Raw genomic sequence first — 20,429 nt, 5'->3', positions numbered from 1 at the left:
TATTTATTAAAATAGCTCATAAAATAATTTTCCACACAACATCCTTAAAAAGTTCAAATCACTCACAATTAAACGGTTATAAGCATTATTTTTTATACCCCCATAATGTTTAAAACCTATAATAAATGCTTTTAGCTATAAAATCACTTATATTTATTCACAAAACCCTAACTATTATTTGATGAGAGCTTTATTTAAACTGGTTTTGGTATGCGGTATAATTGTTAATATCAAAACCTATGCCCAAACGCAAAATGAAGAGAACAATGTAAAAGCAACCATAAATCTGCTTTTTGATGGCATGCGCAATAGAGATACCACCATGATCAGAAATGCCTTTGCAGAACGCTCTATTATGCAAACGATAAGTCGTGGAGAGGCTAAAACAGAAAAAATAGACGACTTTATTAAAAGTATAGCAAAACCTTTTCCTGAAAAATTTGACGAAAGGATAACTTTTGACAAGATTTTAATTGATGCCAATCTGGCAAGTGTATGGACCAGTTACAAGTTTTATATCGGCGAGAAGTTTAGCCACTGCGGAGTAAATTCTTTTCAACTATTAAAAACAGACAAAGGCTGGAAAATTATTTACATCATCGATACCCGTCGGAAAGATAATTGTAATTAAAACCCAGGTGGTTTAGAAAGATTTCATTTCTTGTCAGATTGAACCTGCAGAAACCTCTTGTGATTAAAATTCTACAAGTTCAATGTGACATTTTTTTGAACACTCTTTTAAGCTTTACTCTTTCTTATTCATTTTTTCAGCAGCATTTTTAAAGATCGCCGCCTGTTTTAGTAATTCTGCTTTGAGCTCGTCATTTGTTTCTTTCTCGGCGGCAGCAGTTTTAGCTTTCTCAAGATTTTGAAAGCCTCCTACCATTTGTCCGCCCACATATTTTGTTAAAGTGGTTCTATCCATATTTTTCACCAACGAACTGGTTACTTTTGCAATTACCTCTGCATTATTGTTCTTGGCTACATAACCCATATAAGAACTCATTAATGATGACATTCTGCCAATATCCGCTTGATCAAATGTTTTTACAAAAAAATCTGCATACGCATCATTACCTAAACCAGCATAAATCTGCGATAACTGAATCGGGATATGAAGTTTTGTGTCTTCATCAAGGTTATTAATTACAGCGTTTACTGTTTCCGGTTCATACACATTAATTGCTTTAACCGCCGCCCCTATTACCTTATAAGACTGATCTTTCAGGGCTTCTTTAGCCAAAGGCAGATAGCTTTGGTCCTTCGATTTTGCTAAAGTTAAAATAGCCTTTTCTCTTACGGCAGAGCTTTTGTCTGTTTTAGCTAATTGTACAACTTTTGCGGCAGCAAGCTGCTTTACAGTTTCATCACTCAGTTTTAAAGCCGAAACAGCCAGCGCTCTTAAATTGTTATTTTGATCCTGTAAGCCTGAAACAAGAAGATTTACCGCTTCTTTTTCTGAAAAATGTGCAGCTGCTTTTAAAGCTTCAATTCGGTTAGCGTATGAAGGTGCATTTTTATATTGAAAAGCATATTCTGCCAGGGTTTTGTCTTGTTTAATTTCACCAACCAATGCTTTATCCGGATCCAAATCAATTAGATCTGGTTTTGCTGGAACATCAAAACTGAAACTTTGTTCTCTGGCACCAATTAAAATCTCTTTTCTAATTTTTGAGCCACCAGCATATAAGTCTACTTTAAGAGGAAGAATAAAGGTTTGCACCTTATCTGATTGTATTTGCTTTACATGGAGCGAAATTTTGCCTGCTGTATAATCATATTTAACGCCTAATATAGGATGCCCTCCATTAAAATACCATTGATTAAAATAAGGCGACCAGTCTTTTCCCGTTACTTCTTCAAAAGCTAACCTTAACTGATGTGGCTCTCCTGTTTTAAAAGCATTATTTCTTAAATAAAGATTTAAACCCTTAAAAAAGGCTTCATCTCCCATTTGATTTTTTAAAGCATATAAAATAATAGAACCTTTTGCATAACTCACATTATCAAACATATCTTCTTTGTTATTATAATAATAACGGGCAAGCAGAGGGCTTTCTCCATTATTGGTAGATTGTAGGTAATCTGCTAATTTTTCATACCTTATCTCATCTTCTGCTTCTTTACCCAGGTCATGGCCCTTCCATATAATCTCTGCAAAAGCGGCAAAGCTCTCATTAACAGTTAAATTAGACCACGATTCTGCGGTGACATAATCGCCAAACCATTGGTGAAACAATTCATGAGCAATAACAGCTTCCGCATTCTCATCTAGCAGCTCGCGATCTGTGCGTTGAACAAATTCGCCATGTAAAGTTGCCGTAGTATTTTCCATCGCCCCCGATACGTAATCTCTAACCACAATTTGCGAATACTTGTGCCAAGGATAATCTATCTCTAATAGATTACTGAAAAACTCAATCATTTTAGGTGTTTTGCCAAAAATTTGTTTGGCATAAGGTGCATATTTAGGTTCTAAATAATAACTTACTTCTTTGCCTTTCCAGTTGTCTTTGGTTATTTTAAAATCGCCCACAGACATCATAAACAGGTAGGGGGCATGAGGCAGATCCATTTTCCAGGTATCGGTTCTTGTGCCATTAGTATTTATTTTTTGGGTAAGTAGCTTACCATTTGAGAGCGTAACATATTTAGAAGGCACCGTCATTGAAATTTCGGCAGTGGTTTTTTGATTGGGTTTATCAATAGTTGGAAACCAGGCAGATGAAGCCTCTATTGCGCCCTGTGTCCAAACTTGAACGGGTTTATTTTTGTCTGCGCCATCAGGATTTATAAAATATAAACCTTTGTCTTCTGTAAGTGCGGCGCTATTTTTGATTTTTAATTCATTAGGCTTGGCTGTATATGCAATAAACAGTGTGTATTTTTCATCTTTTACATATTTCTTATTTAGCTTAATAAAAAGCTGTTCGTTATTATAGGTGTATTTTAAAGCTGTATTTGCTTTTGCGCCAACCAAAGCCACTTCTTTAATATCCATGCCTTTGGCATCAAGTGTTAAAGAATCGGTATTATAAAAATAGGGCTTTAAGGTTATCCAGGCTTTCCCATACAGATATCTTTTGGTATAATCAAAGCTCACGTCCAGTTTAGTGTGCACCAGAGCGTTGATTTTGGTTGGCATGGCTCTGTAAATTTTAGCGACTTCATTACCCTGAGCATAAATATCAGAGTAAACTAGCGTTAAGAAAGCGAGTATACCCGCCATTAGATGTTTTATTTTCATATGAATTGTTTTTAAACTTAAGACAAATCAAACTTTAGTTAAAGTTACATCTTTATTCAAAATTTCATGCTTTGCTATAATTAGGGCTACAAACCAATAAAACAACTGATTTTTAAACAGTTATCTACTATCTGAGACTGCGGTTTGGCTTTTCCTCCTATTTTTTGTTGATTTGTAAATAGGTTAATTAAAAATCAAAAAGACATAATGACACCAGATATTCAATCCATTTTAAAGCAATTGGGTATTGCTTCTCTTAATCCATCTTATAGCACAGGCAGTAAATGGAGCTCGGCTACTAATGGGAAACAGATTGACAGCATGTCGCCGGTTGACGGCAAAAAGATTGCTTCGGTATATATCGCTTCTGAAGAAGAGTACAATCATGTAATTAACACCGCACAAAGCGCTTTTAAACACTGGAGTAAAGTACCTGCACCAAAACGTGGCGAAATTGTACGCCAGTTTGGTGATGCTTTAAGAAAAAATAAGGAAGCATTAGGAACTCTGGTTTCTTACGAAATGGGAAAAAGCCTGCAGGAAGGGTTTGGCGAAGTACAGGAAATGATTGATATATGCGATTTTGCTGTGGGTTTATCGCGTCAGCTTTATGGATTGACCATGCATAGCGAACGTCCAAGTCACCGTATGTACGAACAATGGCATCCGCTGGGCGTGGTAGGTATTATCTCTGCATTTAACTTTCCTGTTGCTGTATGGAGCTGGAATGCTGCTTTAGCCTGGGTATGTGGTAACGTTTGCGTGTGGAAACCTTCAGAAAAAACACCGTTAACAGCTATTGCCTGCCAGCATATTATACAAGAAGTATTTGAAGCAAATGATATTCACGAAGGTGTTTCATGCCTTGTAACAGGCGACCGTCATACTGGCGAGTTAATGAGCTACGATAAACGTGTTGATTTAGTTTCTGCTACCGGTTCTACCAGAATGGGCAAAGCCGTTGCCGCTGCCGTAGCTGGCCGTTTAGGTAAGTATCTTTTAGAGTTAGGTGGTAACAATGCCATTATCATTTCTAAAGATGCCGATTTAGATATGTCATTAATAGGTGCGGTTTTTGGAGCCGTAGGCACAGCCGGACAACGTTGTACAACTACCCGTCGCTTAATCATTCACGAAAGTGTTTATGAAAACTTTAAAGCAAAACTGGTTAAAGCTTACGGACAACTAAGAATAGGCAACCCTTTAGATCAGCATAACCACGTAGGCCCTCTTATTGATACGGATGCCGTGAATGCTTATTTAAGTTCTATAGAGAAATGTAAAGCTGAAGGCGGAAAATTTGTGGTAGAAGGCGGTGTATTAAGTGGCGATGCTTACAGTTCTGGCTGCTATGTAAAACCATGTATTGCCGAAGTTGAAAATCATTACGAAATTGTTCAGCACGAAACGTTTGCTCCGATTTTATATTTAATCAAATACAAAGAATTGGATGAAGCTATTGCTTTACAAAATGGCGTACCACAAGGCTTATCTTCAGCCATTATGACCTTAAACCTGCGTGAAGCAGAGCAGTTCTTATCTGCTCAAGGTTCTGATTGCGGTATTGCTAACGTAAATATTGGTACATCTGGCGCCGAAATAGGTGGTGCTTTTGGTGGTGAAAAAGAAACTGGTGGGGGTAGAGAAAGTGGTTCTGATGCTTGGAGGAATTACATGCGCAGGCAAACCAATACCATCAATTACTCAACAACCTTACCTTTGGCACAGGGCATTAAATTTGATTTGTAAATAAAGAAGAGGCTACTTAAAAGTAGCCTCTTTGCATTTATATATGAACCCAGAACGGGGAAGTATGTTTTATTTTGCAAACGGATCTTCGATCAGCAGATCATCCAAGGTTATTTTTTTGTTCGCTACGTTTTTAGCATATACCGGAGCTAAAGATTTTACATCACTTGTTTCTGCTTTAAATTTATCTAAATTAAGAGAAGCCTTCATGCCCAATTCTGCATAGTAGGTTTCTGCTGCTCCACTTAAAGTTATACTTGCTCTGTCTGTTACATTGGTGTATAAACTAACCGTATTTGCATTGATATTGGCTTTAGCATTGTCTTTAAGTATAATACTAAGCTCTAAAAAGTTCACTTTGTTAACCGTTTTTACGGTAGCATTACCACAAGCCTCAATTGTATTGATATTTTTAACATAAACAGCTACAGTTAAAGGTTCTTTTTCAAATGAACTAATTCTAAGCTCACCGTTTTGTTGTTGTACCAGAGCATTTTTAGCATAATAGCTATCATATACTTTTACTGATTCTATTGGGGCCTGCAACAGTAAAATTTCTACATTACCATTGGCTACAATTTTTTTAATGTTTTTTAAGTCACTCAAAGTAGTTACTGCTTTTTCATTTGAGCTATCTGCAGCATAGGTGCTGTTTAATCCGATTACCGAAAAAATGCTTGCGGTAATTAATGTTGTGATAAAAGTTTTCATAATTAAAATATTTTTAAGGGTTTGTATATCTGTATTTTATCAGTTAATTTGTTTTGTAGATAAGACCGCTATTTTTTAAAAAGGTTTCACGATAAAAGCTTGTTTTATACCATATCAAAACAAGCATAGACCAACGCCTTAATTTTTTCGACGAAAATTTCGTCGATCATAAATTTTCTACAGATTCTGGAGAGAAGCAGGAGCAATTACATCTCTTTTTCAATAAGAATGCAATATTTATCAACCATTATTTGATTAAACACGAGAATAGCTGTAAGTTTAAAATTTTTTATCAGCCAGCTTAGATTGTTTTTAACCGATTTAAAATGTTACGCGTAAATAGCTCACTTCCTTGCCAGATTGTATATTCGTTATGTAAACACGATTATTTTGGCTATCTTATTGAGCCTCACATTGTACAATTAAATCCTCAGGGCGATTTTTCCTTAACGCATCAACGTCTGTTTACCCATACTGCCAAAGAATTTAACAAGCATTTAGATGAAACCGATCTCAAACTAATCAAACTGCTCGATGAAACCGAACAGGATTTTATCATCAAGAAATACCATAAAAAGGCCATCCGTCCGTTTGAATTTTTCAGCAAGTTTTATGATGAGAAGTTTTACGAAACCGTAAGACCTAAAATTGAAAAGAAGCTGGCCGAAGTTTTAGAAATCTTAAAAAACAAAGGAGGAATATACCTCATGGATAAAGACGGATGGCCTGCCGAGCGCAAAATTGAAATTGCTACAGAAGCGGCTTCTGTATTGTTCCATTTCAGGCGCAATGAAGCTGAGACCCGTTACTTTCCTACCATTAAATATCAGGGCATGCGTATCGACTTTATGTTTAAAGACGCGCAGGTGGTTTGTAACCAGCCCGGCTGGCTTTTACTTAATGATGTGCTTTATTTCTTTGAGCAAAGTATAGAAGGCAAAAAACTGATGCCTTTCTTGAACAAAAGATATATTACCATACCTAAAACTACAGAAGAAACTTATTTTGAAAAGTTTGTAGCTCCTTTAATAGAAAAGTACCATGTATATGCAGAGGGTTTTGATATCAAAACAGAAAAGCACGAACCTAAAGCAACCCTAAAAATCATTTATATAGAAGGTGGTGTATCTCAAGTACAACTATACTTTAAATATGGCGAATATGCTTTTGCCGCAGGTAGCGATACCAAGGTTACGGTTAAACTATCTAAAAATGCCGATAATTATACTTTTACACGCATAAAGCGCAACCTGGACTGGGAGAAAGAAAAATACTTTTTCTTACAGCATTTGGGACTTAAAAAAGTAAGTGCCCTGTTTTATAATTTAGAACTGCCGGTTTCTGCCGAAGAAGGCAATGCCTCTTATGGAATTATCAACTGGGTAAATGAAAATATAGAAATCTTAAAAGAAAACGACTTTGAAATTGAACAGGCAAGTAGTCAGAAACGCTTTGTTTTTGGAAACAACAAAATCAGTTTCGAAGTCAAGGAAGATAATGATTGGTTCGATATCAATGCCATTGTTTACTTTGGCATTCATCCCATTCCTTTTATTTCTTTAAAGAACCATATCTTGCATAAAAAGAGAGAATTTGTTTTACCTGATGGAGAAATTGCCGTTATTCCCGAAAAGTGGTTTACCCAGTACAATAGCCTATTTAGTTTATCTTCTAATCAAAACGAGATCAAACTTAAGAAACATCATATTGGCCTGATCAATGATCTGGCCGAAGACAGCATAGCGCACGTTACTTTAGGCCGCAAACTGCAAAGACTGACCGATTTTGAAGAAATTGGGGATTTTTCTATGCCAGAAGGTTTTAAAGGTGAATTGCGACATTACCAAAAAGCTGGTTACAACTGGTTCAGCTTTTTACGCGAATATAATTTCGGCGGTTGTCTTGCCGACGACATGGGTTTGGGTAAAACCATACAAACGCTGGCCATGTTACAAAAACTTAAGGAAGAAAACGAAAAAAGTGGCACACGCGGCACCTCACTAATCATTATGCCAACATCTTTAATCTACAACTGGCAAAATGAGGCCAAGAAGTTTACTCCGGCATTAAAAATCTTAACGCATACAGGTTCTAACCGCAATAAAGATGTAAGCCATTTTGATCGATTTGATATCATAATTACCACCTATGGCATAACCCGTGTAGATGTTGACCTGCTGCAAAGCTTTTATTTCAATTATATCATTTTAGACGAAAGCCAGAACATTAAAAATGCTTCTTCAAAATCTTTCAAAGCCGTAAGGGCATTAAAATCGAGACATAAACTGGTATTAAGTGGTACGCCTGTGGAAAACTCTGTAAGTGACTTATGGACTCAACTTACCTTTTTAAATCCGGGGTTATTAGGAACACAAGCTTATTTTACAGAAGAATATGTACAGGCTATCGAAAAGAAAAAGGATGAAGAAAAGGCAAGGAAATTACAGGCTATTATTAAACCTTTTATCTTAAGGCGTACCAAAGAGCAGGTTGCTGCTGAACTCCCGCCAAAAACCGAACAAATCTTTTACTGCGACATGAGCGAAGACCAAGCCGCTTATTATGAAAAAACAAAATCGGCTTACCGCAACGACCTTTTAAACAGCATGGATAATGGCACTTACGCCAAAAAACAGATTCAGATTTTGCAAGGGCTTACCGCTTTGAGGCAGTTGGCAAATCATCCTTTAATGATCGATGAAATGTATACTTCAGACTCAGGCAAGTTCGAAAACGTAATCCATACCCTAAACAATGTGCTTAAAGGCGGGCATAAAGTGCTGGTGTTTTCGCAGTTTGTGAAGCATCTTGAAATCTTTAAAAAACACCTTACTGAACAAAAGATTGATTTTGCTTATTTAGATGGAGCAACGCAAAACCGTGGTCATATTGTTTCTGAGTTTCAGGAAAACGAAAATTTAAAAGTATTCCTGATTTCAATTAAAGCCGGAGGCGTAGGGCTAAATCTTACTCAGGCAGATTATGTCTTCATTTTAGATCCTTGGTGGAACCCGGCCGTAGAACAACAGGCAGTTGACCGCACACACCGCATAGGGCAGCAAAAAAAGGTATTTATCTACAAGTTTATAGCAAAAGATACCGTAGAGGAGAAAATATTGGCTTTACAGAACCGGAAAAAAACGTTGGCCAGTTCACTGATCACTACAGAAGAAAGCTTTTTTAAATCTCTCAGTAAAGACGACATCAGGGAATTACTCAATTAGGCCTTTATAAAGCTCATATAGGTTTCGCGGTCTATCATTTCGGCACCCATACTCAATAAATGCTCATTAGGCAACTGACAGTCTATCAGCTCAAAGTCTAAGTTTTTACATAAATAGATTAAGGCCATTTTAGAAGCATTGGGCACAAGACTGAACATACTTTCGCCGCAAAAAACCTCATTTATTTTTACACCGTACAAACCTCCAACCAGTCTTTCTTCTTGCCACACCTCAATACTGTGAGCAAATCCTTTGTTGTGTAATTTGCTATAAGCCTTCTGCATTTCAGTTGTAATCCAGGTTCCGAGCTGGTTTTTACGGGGCGTACCTGCACAATGTTTAATTACCTGCCTAAAATTCTGATTAACAGAAACCTTAAATACAGCCGATTGTATGATCTTTTTCATACTCTTGCTAATCTTGATTTTATTAGGATAGATTACGCAACGTTCATGCGGCGAAAACCAAAGAATAGGATCTTCCTCGCTATACCAGGGGAAGATCCCATTTTCATATGCCAGTAATAATCTTTCAATACTCAGATCGCCTCCTATAGCCAGCAAACCATCCTCTTCAGCTAATGAAGGATCAGGAAAAACAATTTCATCAGGAGGTAATCTAAAGATCATTGGTACAATTTAAGACCTAGAGAAAGACATCAGCAACCTTTCTCCTGCGTATAGCATCAGTTTTCCGTTTTCTGTTCTGATGCTGGTAACTTTTTCAAGGTCTTTAAGGTAGTCCGTTTCGTATTTAATTACATCTTCGCACATCATCTTGGTGCTAAACATTTGGGTAAATGTAATATTGTAGCCTATAAGTGCAAATCCGCCACCATAAGTATTACAAAATGCCCTGCCTGATACCCTGTTATCTGTACTAAAATTTAAAGTAGCCTGAGCCTTAGCCGGCAGAGTATGATCTGTCCATTGCGTCAGGGTCCAGTTTGTACCCGATACATTTACAGAGCCTAAGGTAGAAGCGCATGATTGTAGGCCTACAATGGCCATCAATAAAAAAATAATTTTTTTCATTTGCTTTAAATTATATTAGAACCGTTCCATTACGGCATGCTATGGTAAAAGCAATTTTATAGCCAAAATTAACAGGTTGTTAGTTTTTTATAGTTGCGTATGGTAAGGTAAAGCCTTATAAACTCAAACATGATACAGGTTTTTAAAGTAATACCAAACCATTTATCCTCAAATAAACCTACAGCTTCAGGAATAAGGGAAATAAAACCTATACTAAAAATCCATAAATATAATCTGAAAGGAAACTGTACATAATACAATACTGCCGCTATCTTTTTAAGCTTAATCTGTGCATATACGCAGTACGCAATCAAGGCAAACATCGGAAACATTAAAACCGATGATATTTTTTCTGATAACAGAATAATCTCTGAAAAATCGGAAGAAATTTGCCAAAGCTGCATTCCTAAGAAAATTAGGGATATGGCATCTAAAAAAGCAAATACATAAAAAAGTCTGCGCATGTTAGCCTTTAAAAACGTAAACGTAGTTATATACAAAATGTGATAAAGCGCCCATATTTACAAATAAATGCCATAATTCATGGCTATGCAGGTATTTATGCAAAGGTTGGTCTTTGGCATAATAATAAGTACCCCCTATATAAAAAACGCCGCCCAAAAATAGCCAAAAAAAACCTCCCGGTGATACATGCCCAATCATCTTACCAATGAAAGGAATGATCAGGCAACCCATCAAAGTATACAGGGTATTAGAAATTGCTTTGCTCTTGAGACGGTTAAAAATTTTTAATAGACACCCCATTAGCGCTATGGTCCAAACCAAGGTAAATAAGAACCAACGTACCCACCCCCCAAAAACAAGAAGCGTAGTAGGCATAAATGAACCCGCTATCATAATATAAATGCAGCAATGATCAAATTTTTGCCATATCCTTATACCGTATTCTGTTTTAGGCACACTATGGTATATTGCACTTACGCCAAAAACCGTAATAATGGCAAAACCATAAATATAAGCAGCAGTTACAGCCAGATTATTATCTGCTTTATTTAAGAGCATTAACAAACAGGGAAAGGCAAGAATGGCAGGAATAAAGTGTGTAAAAAAGTTTCCGGGCTCCCGAATATATTTATTCATCGTTACCGCTCTCTTTGCGTTCTTTTGCTATTTTATCAAAAATTTGGTCCATACGTTCTACATATTCATTCGTATCATCAACAAAGAAACTCAAAGTAGGAATAGTTCTAGCTTGATGACGAATACGGGCTCCTAATTTATATCTGATCTCGTTAGCATGCGCATTAACCGTAGCCACTGATAAACGGGTATTATCTGTATTCAAAAAGCTTAAATATACTTTTGCAACGGCTAAATCTGGTGAAACACGAACCTTGGTAATGGTTACTAAAGTATTGGGTAAATACGCCGATCCTTCTCTCTGAAAAATTGCAGCCAGTTCTTCCTGTAACAGCCCTGCAAATTTTTGTTGTCTTTTACTCTCCATTATCTTATATCTAAGTTGCTTCTGGCAACGGGTGTTTAAACTGTATTTTACTAATATAGTAATTTATCGTATGGATAACGCTGTATGTGCATAGCTTTTACCTTATCATACAATAATTGCTTAAATTCTTCTATGTTCTCTTTCTGAGTGGCAGAAATGAACAAGGCAGGCGTATTTTCATGTGCCATCCAGCTACGCTTAAAATCTTCCAGTGTCAATGGAACTTCTGAATCTATTCCTGTTTCATCAACCTCAGGCGAAACATAAGCATCTATTTTATTGAACAACATGATGGTTTCTTTATCACGGGCACCCAAATCTTTTAAGGTTTCGTTTACCGTATGGATCTGATCTTCAAAATTAGGATGCGAAACATCTACCACATGAATCAGTATATCCGCTTCTCTTACTTCATCTAAAGTAGATTTAAAGCATTCAACTAAGTGGTGAGGTAATTTCCTGATAAAACCAACCGTATCAGAAAGCAGAAAAGGAAGGTTTTCTATCACAACTTTTCTAACCGTAGTATCTAAGGTTGCAAACAATTTATTTTCGGCAAAAACTTCGGATTTTGAAAGCATGTTCATAATGGTAGATTTACCCACATTGGTATAACCCACTAAAGCTACCCTGATCAATTGCCCACGGTTTTTACGCTGAGTTTCATTTTGCCTATCTATCAACTTAAGCCTGTCTTTAAGCAAAGTGATTTTCTCTAAAATCATCCTCCTATCACTTTCAATCTGGCTTTCGCCGGGACCACGCATACCTATACCGCCCTTTTGACGTTCAAGGTGGGTCCACATACGGGTTAAGCGGGGCAATAGATATTGTAACTGAGCCAGCTCTACCTGTGTTTTCGCCTGAGCAGTCTGGGCTCTTCCGGCAAAAATATCCAATATCAGATTGCTTCTATCTAAGATTTTAACTTGTAATTCGCGCTCAATGTTACGTAACTGAGAAGGCGAAAGCTCATCATCAAATACCACAATGTCTATCTCTTCTGCTTTTACATAGGCTTGAATTTCTTTCAGCTTTCCGGTTCCCACAAAAGTAGCCCGATCAGGTTTTTGCATTCTTTGAACAAAAGTCTTTTCTACCAAACCGCCTGCGGTCTGAACCAGAAAATCCAGTTCTTCTAAATATTCTTTGGTTTGCTCGGCACGCTCCCCAGGTAAGGCCACCCCTACCAAAACTACCCGTTCTTTTTTAGGGGCCGTATCATAAAATTTCTGTTTTCCCATCTAATTTCGCAAAGATACAAAATCCATACCCTTTTCTACAGATTTACACCTTTGGTTTGCAACTCCTTACAAATTATTTACGTTGCGGTTCAGCTTTCCAAATTCCAGATCATAAATTAACTACAACTAACTCTGAATAAACTTGTTAATAAATACCTTTTTGCATATCGACAAAAAAATTCTACCTTAAATCGACCAAATAAATCACCACAACCTAAATGGAAATTAAAAAGCAAAGCAAAAAATATGATGCAGTGATTGTAGGATCTGGTGCTGGCGGTGGTATGGCTGCATATACCCTTGCCAAGGCGGGCTTAAAAGTATGCTTACTTGAGGCCGGAGCCATGTACGATCCTCAAAAAAATATTACGCAGTTAAAAAACCCCTGGGAATCTCCTCGTCGCGGAGCCAGTACAAAATTCAGACCTTTTGGCGATTTTGATGCTTGTTATTACGGCTGGGATGTTGAAGGTGAGCCCTATACCAAAGCCCCCGGAACCGAATGGGACTGGTGGCGTGCACGGATGTTAGGCGGTCGTACGAACCACTGGGGGCGTATATCATTACGCTTTGGCCCTAAAGATTTTAAACGTAAAAGTATTGATGGTTTAGGTGAAGACTGGCCTATAGGTTATGAAGACATCAAACCTTTTTACGACAGAGTTGATAAGCTGATTGGCATTTTCGGAACAAATGAAGGTCTTGAAAATGATCCCGATGGTTTCTTTCTTCCTCCTCCTAAACCTCGTTTGCACGAGTTGTTCATCAAAAAAGCAGCAGCTACTTCAGGCGTAAGGGTAATTCCATCGAGGTTATCTATCTTAACACAGAAAATAAACGACGACAGGGGAGTATGTTTCTTTTGCGGACAATGTAACCGTAATTGCAGTATGGCCAAAGCCGATTTCTCCTCAACCAATGTATTGATTTATCCGGCTCTGGCTACCGGAAATATTGACATTGTAGCAAATGCCATGGTACGGGAGGTTTTAACCAACGACGAAGGCTTGGCTACCGGTGTATCATATATCAACAAAGATGATATGATGGAGTACCAGGTTACAGGCCGTACGGTAATCTTAGCTGCCAGTGCCTGCGAAAGTTCACGTCTTTTATTAAATTCTAAATCGAAAAGACACCCTAACGGATTGGCGAACAGCAGCGATGTGGTTGGCCGCTATCTTCATGATTCAACTGGTGCGAGCATGGGCGGCGTACTTCCGCAGCTTTTTGACCGTAAACGATACAATGAAGATGGCGTTGGAGGTATGCACATTTACTCTCCATGGTGGTTAGACAATAAGAAATTGGATTTTCCTCGTGGTTACCATATTGAATATTGGGGTGGCATGGGACAACCTGCCTACGGTTTTGGAGGTGGTATTGAAGGCATGAATGGCAAATTTGCTGTTCGTGGCACACAGAAAGAAGCCGGCGGTTATGGAAAATCGTTAAAAGAAGATTTCCGCTTTTTTTATGGTGCAAGTGTAGGCATGGCAGGACGTGGAGAAGCCATTCCGCTATATGACAACCGTTGTGAAATAGACCCTAACGTAGTTGATAAATACGGCATTCCGGTTTTAAAGTTTAATGTAAAATGGAGCGAACATGAAATCTTGCAGGCCAAGCATATGAAAGAAACTTTTGATGAGATGATGCATAATATGGGCGCTATTGTTACCTGGGGTGGCGATTATAACAAAGAAAACAACTACGGTTTAGAATCGCCGGGAAAAATTATCCATGAAGCAGGAACTGCCCGTATGGGTAACGACCCTAAAACATCTGCCCTGAACAAATATAATCAAGCGCACGATTGCAAGAACTTATTTGTAATGGATGGTGCTGCATTTACTTCACAAGCTGATAAGAATATTACCTGGACCATTTTAGCTTTAGCTATGCGTGCCAGTGAATACATTGTTTCTGAAATGAAAAAACAAAACTTGTAAATCCATGAACAGACGTGAATCACTAAAAATATTAGGTATCGGAGCCATATCGGCAGGTGTAATTGCCGAAGGTTGCAAATCTCCAGAGAAAAAAGATACCAATGCCAAAGATCCTGAGTTCACCTACGACAGGGCTAAGGAAGAGTTAGAACGTGAAAAGCAACTTTTAGCACAAGATAAATTCTTTACCAAAGAGGAAATGGCTACCATTACAATCTTGGTTGATATTATTATTCCTAAAGATGAAGTAAGTGGCAGCGCTACTGATGCTAAGGTTCCTGATTTTATAGAATTTATTGTAAAGGATATACCTTCGCATCAGATACCTATGCGTGGCGGCTTACGTTGGTTAGATATGCAGTGCCTAAGCAGATATGGCAAGGCTTTTAGGGAATGTGATGCCAAGCAGCAGATTGAAATGGTTGACCTGATTGCCTACCCTAATAAAGCAAAGCCCGAAATGAGCCAGGGCGTGGCTTTTTTTAACCGCATGCGCAATTTAACTGCTTCGGGGTTTTATACTTCAGAAATTGGAGTAGCCGACATTGGTTATGCAGGTAACACGCCAAACCAGTGGAATGGCGTACCAGATGAAGTGCTTAAACAATACGGTTTATCTTATACCGAGAAAGAATTGAAGGAGTGCGTAAAATTCGACTCTTAATCTTGTAGCGCACTGCAATGCGCTACAAATTCTTGCATTGCCTTTCCAGGGTTTTCTGATTTCATAAAGTTTTCTCCAATTAAAAAGCCTTGAAAGCCTACTTCCTTTAGCTCCTTTATGGTTTGGGGGTTGCTAATAGCGCTTTCTGAAATCTTTAGAAAATCATTTGGGATTTTTTCTGCCAAATTAAAAGACGTACGAATATCTACCGTAAAATTAGTGAGATTACGATTGTTAACCCCAATTGCATCTATATAAGGACAAAGGCTTCTTTGCAATTCCTCGTCATTATGCACTTCAAGCAATACGCTTAAACCCAAGCCTTTCGCTAATGCTCCGTGCGTTACGATTTGCTGAGGTGTTAAAATTGCCGCAATCAGTAAGATAATATCCGCTCCCCAAGCCTTAGCTTCCAGGATCTGGTATTCATCTACAATAAAGTCTTTGCGCAAAACAGGTATGTTATTTGAGCTCCGTGCTATCTTAAGATCGTCAGCACTTCCTCCAAAAAAATCGCGGTCCGTTAAAACAGACAAAGCAGAAGCGCCTGCCGCATTGTACTGCATTGTTACTTCTTTTACACTAACATCGCCATTGATCAAGCCTTTTGAAGGCGATTTACGTTTAAATTCTGCTATAATCCCACTTCTGTTCGGATCTAACAAAAAATCAGCAAATACATAAGGCTTAAGGTTAAACGCAGGTGTATTTTCTAAGGTAGCAATACTTATCTGTTGTTTTGCCGAAGCGACTTCTTCTTTTTTTCGTAGAACAATCTTATCTAATATATTCATTGTTTTATTCGGGGTTCAATTCGTTCTTCATGTTTCGTTGGTCGTTATTCGTTTTCCAGTTTTGGTCTTATAGACTTTAAACTTCAATCTTTAGGTTTTCAACCAATTCTCCATCATTTGCTTTCCTTGCGGGGTGAGCACACTTTCAGGATGAAACTGTACTCCCCTCACATCGTAATTCTGATGTTTAAGTGCCATAATCTGTCCATCGGCATCTACAGCCGTTATCTGCAAACAGGCAGGGAATCCCTCCGGATCTACTACCCAACTGTGGTAGCGGCCCACTTCAAGGGGATGTTCACAACCCTTAAAAATAAGTTCTTCTGGATCAGTAACTGTTATACGAGTAGCTATACCATGCATCGGGCGTCCTAGATTGAGTAATTTCCCTCCAAATGCTTCCGCAATGGCCTGTTGTCCTAAGCAAACACCCAAAATACTTTTGCTGGGCGCATATGTTCTGATCACATCTAACAGTAGGCCCGCTTCTTCTGGTATACCAGGTCCCGGAGATAAAAGAATTTTATGATAAGCATTCAAATCCTCTATATTAAATTTATCATTTCTCCATACTTCGGTCTCAAATCCCAGTTCATTAATCAAATGCACTAAGTTATAAGTAAAACTATCGTAATTGTCAATAACCAGTACTGTTCTAAAATTTCCAGTATTCAAAGAAGATTTTGTATTGTTATTTTTCATCTGTTTATTCCTAAATATGTGCTGCCATTTCAATTGCTTTGCGCAGTGCTGCAATTTTGTTATTCACTTCATTCAGTTCAGATTCTTCATTAGAATCAGCTACAATACCCGCCCCAGCCCTATAATACAAGGTATTATTTTTACTCATGAAAGTCCGGATCATAATGGCATGATTAAAATCATTGTTAAACCCCATGTAACCGATAGCTCCTGCATAAAAATTACGTCCTAATCCCTCATATTGATCCAGTAATTGCATGGCTTTATATTTAGGTGCACCGCTCAAGGTACCTGCCGGATAAGTATCTGCCACTACATCAAACGCTGTGGTATCCAAGTGCAGGTCTCCGCTTACCTTAGAAACCAGATGTATAAGATGCGAATAATACTGTACTTCTTTAAAAGACTTCACTTCCACGTTCTTACAATGGCGGCTTAAGTCATTTCTAGCCAGATCCACCAACATCACGTGCTCTGCAGTTTCTTTAGGATCTTCTTCTAATTTTTTGGCCAGAGCTGCGTCTTCGGCGGCATTTCCTGTTCGCCTAAAAGTTCCGGCAATAGGATAAATACTGGCTATATCCTGTTTAATGGTAATTTGTGCTTCGGGCGATGATCCAAACAGTTTGAAACTGCCATAATCGAAATAAAATAAGTAAGGCGAAGGATTGATTGAACGTAATGCTCGGTATACATTAAACTCGTCGCCTAAAAAGCCTTGATTAAATGCTCTCGAAGGAACAATCTGAAACACATCTCCGCGAAAAATATGTTTTTTCATCTGTGTAACCATTTCTTCAAAATCATGATCACTCAGGTTAGATTGTTCTTCTCCTTTTATCTTAAAATGGTATTCAGGAAAATTCTTATTCTGAATAAGGTATTCTAATTTTGAAATATTGTCATCTTCATCACCATCAAAGACATTTTTAAAAAGTGTAATCTCGTTCTTAAAATGATCTATGGCAATAATATAACGATAAACATGATATTGTAAAGTAGGTATCTGGTCTGCTTTGGGCGTAGTTGCACTAAACTCAATATCTTCAAAATACTGAACCGTATTCCAAGTAAAATACCCAAACAAACCACTTGAAATGTGTTTGTTCTGGACCGGATTACTCATTTCAAAGCTGTTCTTAAAATCATCCAGTTCAGCAGTAAGGTTAAATGCACTCTTTGATTGCTTTTCACCTCCAGGTAAACTGGTAGTTAAAGTTCCATTATCAAGTACAATGCCCGCAACAGGTTGCGCACAAATATAACTGGTAGAGTTTTCGCGACTATGATAATCTGAACTTTCTAACAGTATGGTATTCGGATAAGCGTCTCTAAGCCTTAAGTAAATACTTACAGGAGTTACCGTATCAGCTAATCCTTTCTTTTGATAGGTATGTATCTTTATTTTGTTCATGGTATGCTTTTCCGCATTAATCATTTAAAAAACCTTATAAAATAAAAAACCCGACGCGTGGTTTCGTCGGGTTTAAATGTGATTTAAGTTTAGGTTGAGGTTGATAAACTATAAGGTACACGAGGCTATGACGAAACTCTTGTTTGAATTACGACGCCACTGCCAAGTATGTTTATTGTTAATCATTGTAAAGCAAAAATATACAAAATGTTAAATAATCAAAATTTTTTGCATTTTTTTCTCAAGACCTCATAATGAGTCTTTTACGATATCCCAAAGAATGTTCTTGAAGGGTCTGCGTTAACCATCATAAAGATAGCCCCTAAAATTAATAACAATGCTACACCAAAAAATACAGCTATTGTACGATGTTTTGCCACAGCATCTGCTATTTTTTTAGATTTGGCATTACCTACAGTGATCAAGATAATAGCCAATATCATCATGCTGATATGCTCCATTTTCCAATAACGGCCCATAGCAACAGAGCTATCCATTTTATACCAACCATTTAGAAAATAAACTCCAAGTCCTAAAAGCAGTTGAATATGCGCGCTGATCAAGGTAAACACATTAAGTTTTCTGTTCCCTTCTGTATAAGGTTTTTTGCCAAACCATCCGGCCAGTGCCTGCAATACGGCTACGATCAGCAACAGTAGCACTACATACCTCCAACCAGAGTGAGCGCTTTTCAAAATTCCGTTTATATCCATGTTAAATGAGTGTTTGTATGTCAAAAATAGTTATTATTCATTATAAAAAACATTATTATTAAAATACTTGCTCAAACGGTAGTAACATCGGGTGCTACAACTCTTTCAATTAATTAATAATTCAATCATATAAATTAAATCATACATCATTTATATTTGCTGTTATGCAACCAAAACCCGAAGTGACTCTTACCAGTTATGAAAAACTGGTTATCTTTATCCTGGCTATCACACAATTCACCGTTATCTTAGACTTTATGGTCATGTCTCCTCTAGGAGATCTTTTGATTAAAGCCATGGATATGAAAGCTTCTTCTTTCGGAATAGTGGTTTCAGCATATGCTTTCAGTGCAGGTATATCTGGTTTATTAACTGCGGGCTTTGCTGATAAATATGACCGAAAAAAATTATTGTTATTCTTTTATTCCGGATTTATAATAGGAACTTTTTTCTGTGGAATAGCAAACAGTTTTTACACCTTAGTAGCAGCCCGCATTATAACGGGTTTATTTGGCGGAGTTATCGGTTCTATTTCAATGGCTATTATCACAGATCTGTTCACGCTCGAAAAAAGAGGACGTGTAATGGGTTTTGTGCAAATGGGTTTTGGCGCCAGTCAGGTTCTAGGTATACCTATAGGCTTATATATTGCCAATAAATTAGGCTGGGAAGCCCCTTTTCTGTTTATCGCTATTTTTGCAATACTGATTGCTTTACTGATTGCGGTCCGTTTAAAACCGGTTGATGCCCACTTAGGTTTGCAGCAACAGAAAAACGCATTGAAACACTTGCTACAAACCATTAAAAACAAGCCTTATCGTATCGGGTTTCTGGCCACCGCCGTTTTATCTATAGGAGGTTTTATGATGATGCCCTACGGAACCGTATTTGCGGTAAATAATCTAAAGATCAGTCATGAAAATTTACCATTTCTGTTTATGGCCTCAGGCTTAAGTTCTTTAGTTATTATGCCGCTTGTGGGCAGATTAAGTGATAAAGTTAACAAATACAAGCTCTTTACCTTTGCCTCTTTATGGCTTATGCTTATTTGTGTGATTTATACTAATCTTTCTGCCACTCCTTTCATGCTGGTATTATTGGTAAACATCTGTATGATGATGGGAATCATGAGCAGAATGGTACCTTCTACAACATTGATCTCTGCAATTCCGGAGATGCAGGACAGAGGAGCTTTCATGAGCATTAACGCGTCTTTACAGCAAATAGCAGGAGGAATAGCCGCTGCTATTGCCGGTTTAATTGTTTATCAGGAAAACAAACTCAGCCCGCTTCAACATTATGACATTGTAGGCTATCTGGTGGTAGTTGTTTCTCTTATTTCAATCTTGCTCATGTTAAGGGTAGATAGAATGGTAAAAAAGAAAACACAGCCTATAACAGCCCAACCTCAGCATGAAGAAACACTAATAGCCTAAAGAACCGTCTTCATACACTCCTCATTTTCTTTTGTAAAATGTAAGTTAAATTAACTTTATATGCAGTTTTATCAATA

At 37.6% G+C, this 20,429-nt stretch carries 18 protein-coding genes; 6 read left to right on the top strand and 12 right to left on the bottom strand.

Going from position 1 to position 20,429, the window contains the following annotated elements; all coding sequences use genetic code 11:
* The first annotated feature begins 181 nt into the window (after positions 1 to 181).
* Entirely contained in the window at positions 182 to 631 is a 450-nt protein-coding gene (locus tag ACLHG9_RS13350) for a nuclear transport factor 2 family protein (protein ID WP_410221999.1), read from the top strand.
* A 114-nt stretch (positions 632 to 745) separates the two neighbouring features.
* On the opposite strand, the gene ACLHG9_RS13345 is transcribed toward ACLHG9_RS13350, so the two are convergent.
* Positions 746 to 3,247 (bottom strand): M1 family aminopeptidase, encoded by a 2,502-nt coding sequence (locus ACLHG9_RS13345; RefSeq protein WP_410221998.1) that lies wholly within the window; start codon positions 3,245 to 3,247, stop codon positions 746 to 748.
* A 207-nt stretch (positions 3,248 to 3,454) separates the two neighbouring features.
* Between ACLHG9_RS13345 and ACLHG9_RS13340 the strand changes: the two genes are divergently transcribed.
* Positions 3,455 to 4,996 carry an aldehyde dehydrogenase family protein gene (locus ACLHG9_RS13340; RefSeq protein WP_410221997.1) on the top strand — a complete coding sequence of 514 codons (1,542 nt, stop codon included), beginning with the start codon at positions 3,455 to 3,457 and terminating at the stop codon, positions 4,994 to 4,996.
* A gap of 69 nt (positions 4,997 to 5,065) precedes the next feature.
* Here ACLHG9_RS13340 and ACLHG9_RS13335 read toward each other — a convergent pair whose 3' ends face one another.
* A complete protein-coding gene (locus tag ACLHG9_RS13335) occupies positions 5,066 to 5,707 on the bottom strand; it encodes a GIN domain-containing protein (protein ID WP_410221996.1) in 642 nt (213 codons plus the stop codon).
* A gap of 326 nt (positions 5,708 to 6,033) precedes the next feature.
* Here ACLHG9_RS13335 and ACLHG9_RS13330 point away from each other — a divergent pair, with 326 nt between their 5' ends.
* Positions 6,034 to 8,931: an SNF2-related protein gene (locus tag ACLHG9_RS13330; RefSeq protein WP_410221995.1), complete on the top strand. Its 2,898-nt coding sequence runs from the start codon at positions 6,034 to 6,036 to the stop codon at positions 8,929 to 8,931.
* Here the strand turns inward: ACLHG9_RS13330 and aat are convergent.
* The 6 genes from aat to hflX all read right to left on the bottom strand — a co-directional run bounded on the left by aat (position 8,928) and on the right by hflX (position 12,677).
* Positions 8,928 to 9,560: a leucyl/phenylalanyl-tRNA--protein transferase gene (gene aat / locus ACLHG9_RS13325; protein ID WP_410221994.1), complete on the bottom strand. Its 633-nt coding sequence runs from the start codon at positions 9,558 to 9,560 to the stop codon at positions 8,928 to 8,930. The two genes, ACLHG9_RS13330 and aat, sit on opposite strands and share 4 nt — an antisense overlap.
* 9 nt (positions 9,561 to 9,569) lie before the next feature.
* The gene (locus ACLHG9_RS13320; RefSeq protein WP_410221993.1) at positions 9,570 to 9,965 is read right to left on the bottom strand and encodes an META domain-containing protein; all 396 of its coding nucleotides are present in this window, start codon (positions 9,963 to 9,965) and stop codon (positions 9,570 to 9,572) included.
* Between the two features lie 68 nt (positions 9,966 to 10,033).
* A complete protein-coding gene (locus tag ACLHG9_RS13315; protein WP_410221992.1) occupies positions 10,034 to 10,429 on the bottom strand; it encodes a hypothetical protein in 396 nt (131 codons plus the stop codon).
* 1 nt (position 10,430) lies between these two features.
* The gene (trhA, locus tag ACLHG9_RS13310; protein WP_410221991.1) at positions 10,431 to 11,066 is read right to left on the bottom strand and encodes a PAQR family membrane homeostasis protein TrhA; all 636 of its coding nucleotides are present in this window, start codon (positions 11,064 to 11,066) and stop codon (positions 10,431 to 10,433) included.
* Entirely contained in the window at positions 11,059 to 11,433 is a 375-nt protein-coding gene (gene rbfA, locus ACLHG9_RS13305) for a 30S ribosome-binding factor RbfA (RefSeq protein WP_243358913.1), read from the bottom strand. The genes trhA and rbfA overlap by 8 nt, the downstream gene beginning before the upstream one ends.
* A 50-nt stretch (positions 11,434 to 11,483) precedes the next feature.
* Positions 11,484 to 12,677: a GTPase HflX gene (gene hflX, locus ACLHG9_RS13300; protein WP_410221990.1), complete on the bottom strand. Its 1,194-nt coding sequence runs from the start codon at positions 12,675 to 12,677 to the stop codon at positions 11,484 to 11,486.
* A 218-nt stretch (positions 12,678 to 12,895) separates the two neighbouring features.
* Between hflX and ACLHG9_RS13295 the strand changes: the two genes are divergently transcribed.
* Both ACLHG9_RS13295 and ACLHG9_RS13290 read left to right on the top strand, forming a co-directional pair.
* Positions 12,896 to 14,629: a GMC oxidoreductase gene (locus tag ACLHG9_RS13295; RefSeq protein WP_410221989.1), complete on the top strand. Its 1,734-nt coding sequence runs from the start codon at positions 12,896 to 12,898 to the stop codon at positions 14,627 to 14,629.
* A gap of 4 nt (positions 14,630 to 14,633) precedes the next feature.
* Positions 14,634 to 15,293, top strand: coding sequence for a gluconate 2-dehydrogenase subunit 3 family protein (locus ACLHG9_RS13290; protein ID WP_410221988.1), 660 nt, complete (start codon positions 14,634 to 14,636; stop codon positions 15,291 to 15,293).
* On the opposite strand, the gene trpC is transcribed toward ACLHG9_RS13290, so the two are convergent.
* The 4 genes from trpC to ACLHG9_RS13270 all read right to left on the bottom strand — a co-directional run bounded on the left by trpC (position 15,290) and on the right by ACLHG9_RS13270 (position 18,916).
* Positions 15,290 to 16,087 (bottom strand): indole-3-glycerol phosphate synthase TrpC, encoded by a 798-nt coding sequence (gene trpC, locus ACLHG9_RS13285; RefSeq protein WP_410221987.1) that lies wholly within the window; start codon positions 16,085 to 16,087, stop codon positions 15,290 to 15,292. The genes ACLHG9_RS13290 and trpC overlap by 4 nt on opposite strands.
* Positions 16,088 to 16,177: 90 nt before the next feature.
* Entirely contained in the window at positions 16,178 to 16,789 is a 612-nt protein-coding gene (locus tag ACLHG9_RS13280) for an anthranilate synthase component II (RefSeq protein WP_410221986.1), read from the bottom strand.
* A gap of 10 nt (positions 16,790 to 16,799) precedes the next feature.
* Positions 16,800 to 18,203, bottom strand: coding sequence for an anthranilate synthase component I family protein (locus tag ACLHG9_RS13275; RefSeq protein WP_410221985.1), 1,404 nt, complete (start codon positions 18,201 to 18,203; stop codon positions 16,800 to 16,802).
* A 263-nt stretch (positions 18,204 to 18,466) separates the two neighbouring features.
* Complete coding sequence (locus tag ACLHG9_RS13270) at positions 18,467 to 18,916, bottom strand: cytochrome B (RefSeq protein ID WP_410221984.1); 450 nt, start codon at positions 18,914 to 18,916, stop codon at positions 18,467 to 18,469.
* 164 nt (positions 18,917 to 19,080) lie between these two features.
* On the opposite strand from ACLHG9_RS13270, the gene ACLHG9_RS13265 reads away from it, so the two are divergent.
* Complete coding sequence (locus ACLHG9_RS13265; RefSeq protein WP_410221983.1) at positions 19,081 to 20,352, top strand: MFS transporter; 1,272 nt, start codon at positions 19,081 to 19,083, stop codon at positions 20,350 to 20,352.
* The last annotated feature ends 77 nt before the right edge of the window (positions 20,353 to 20,429 follow it).

Source organism: Pedobacter sp. (assembly GCF_046462515.1).
GTDB lineage: Bacteria > Bacteroidota > Bacteroidia > Sphingobacteriales > Sphingobacteriaceae > Pedobacter.
The sequence above is the reverse complement of the archived record's forward strand: the minus strand, read 5'-3'. Positions and strand labels throughout refer to the sequence as shown.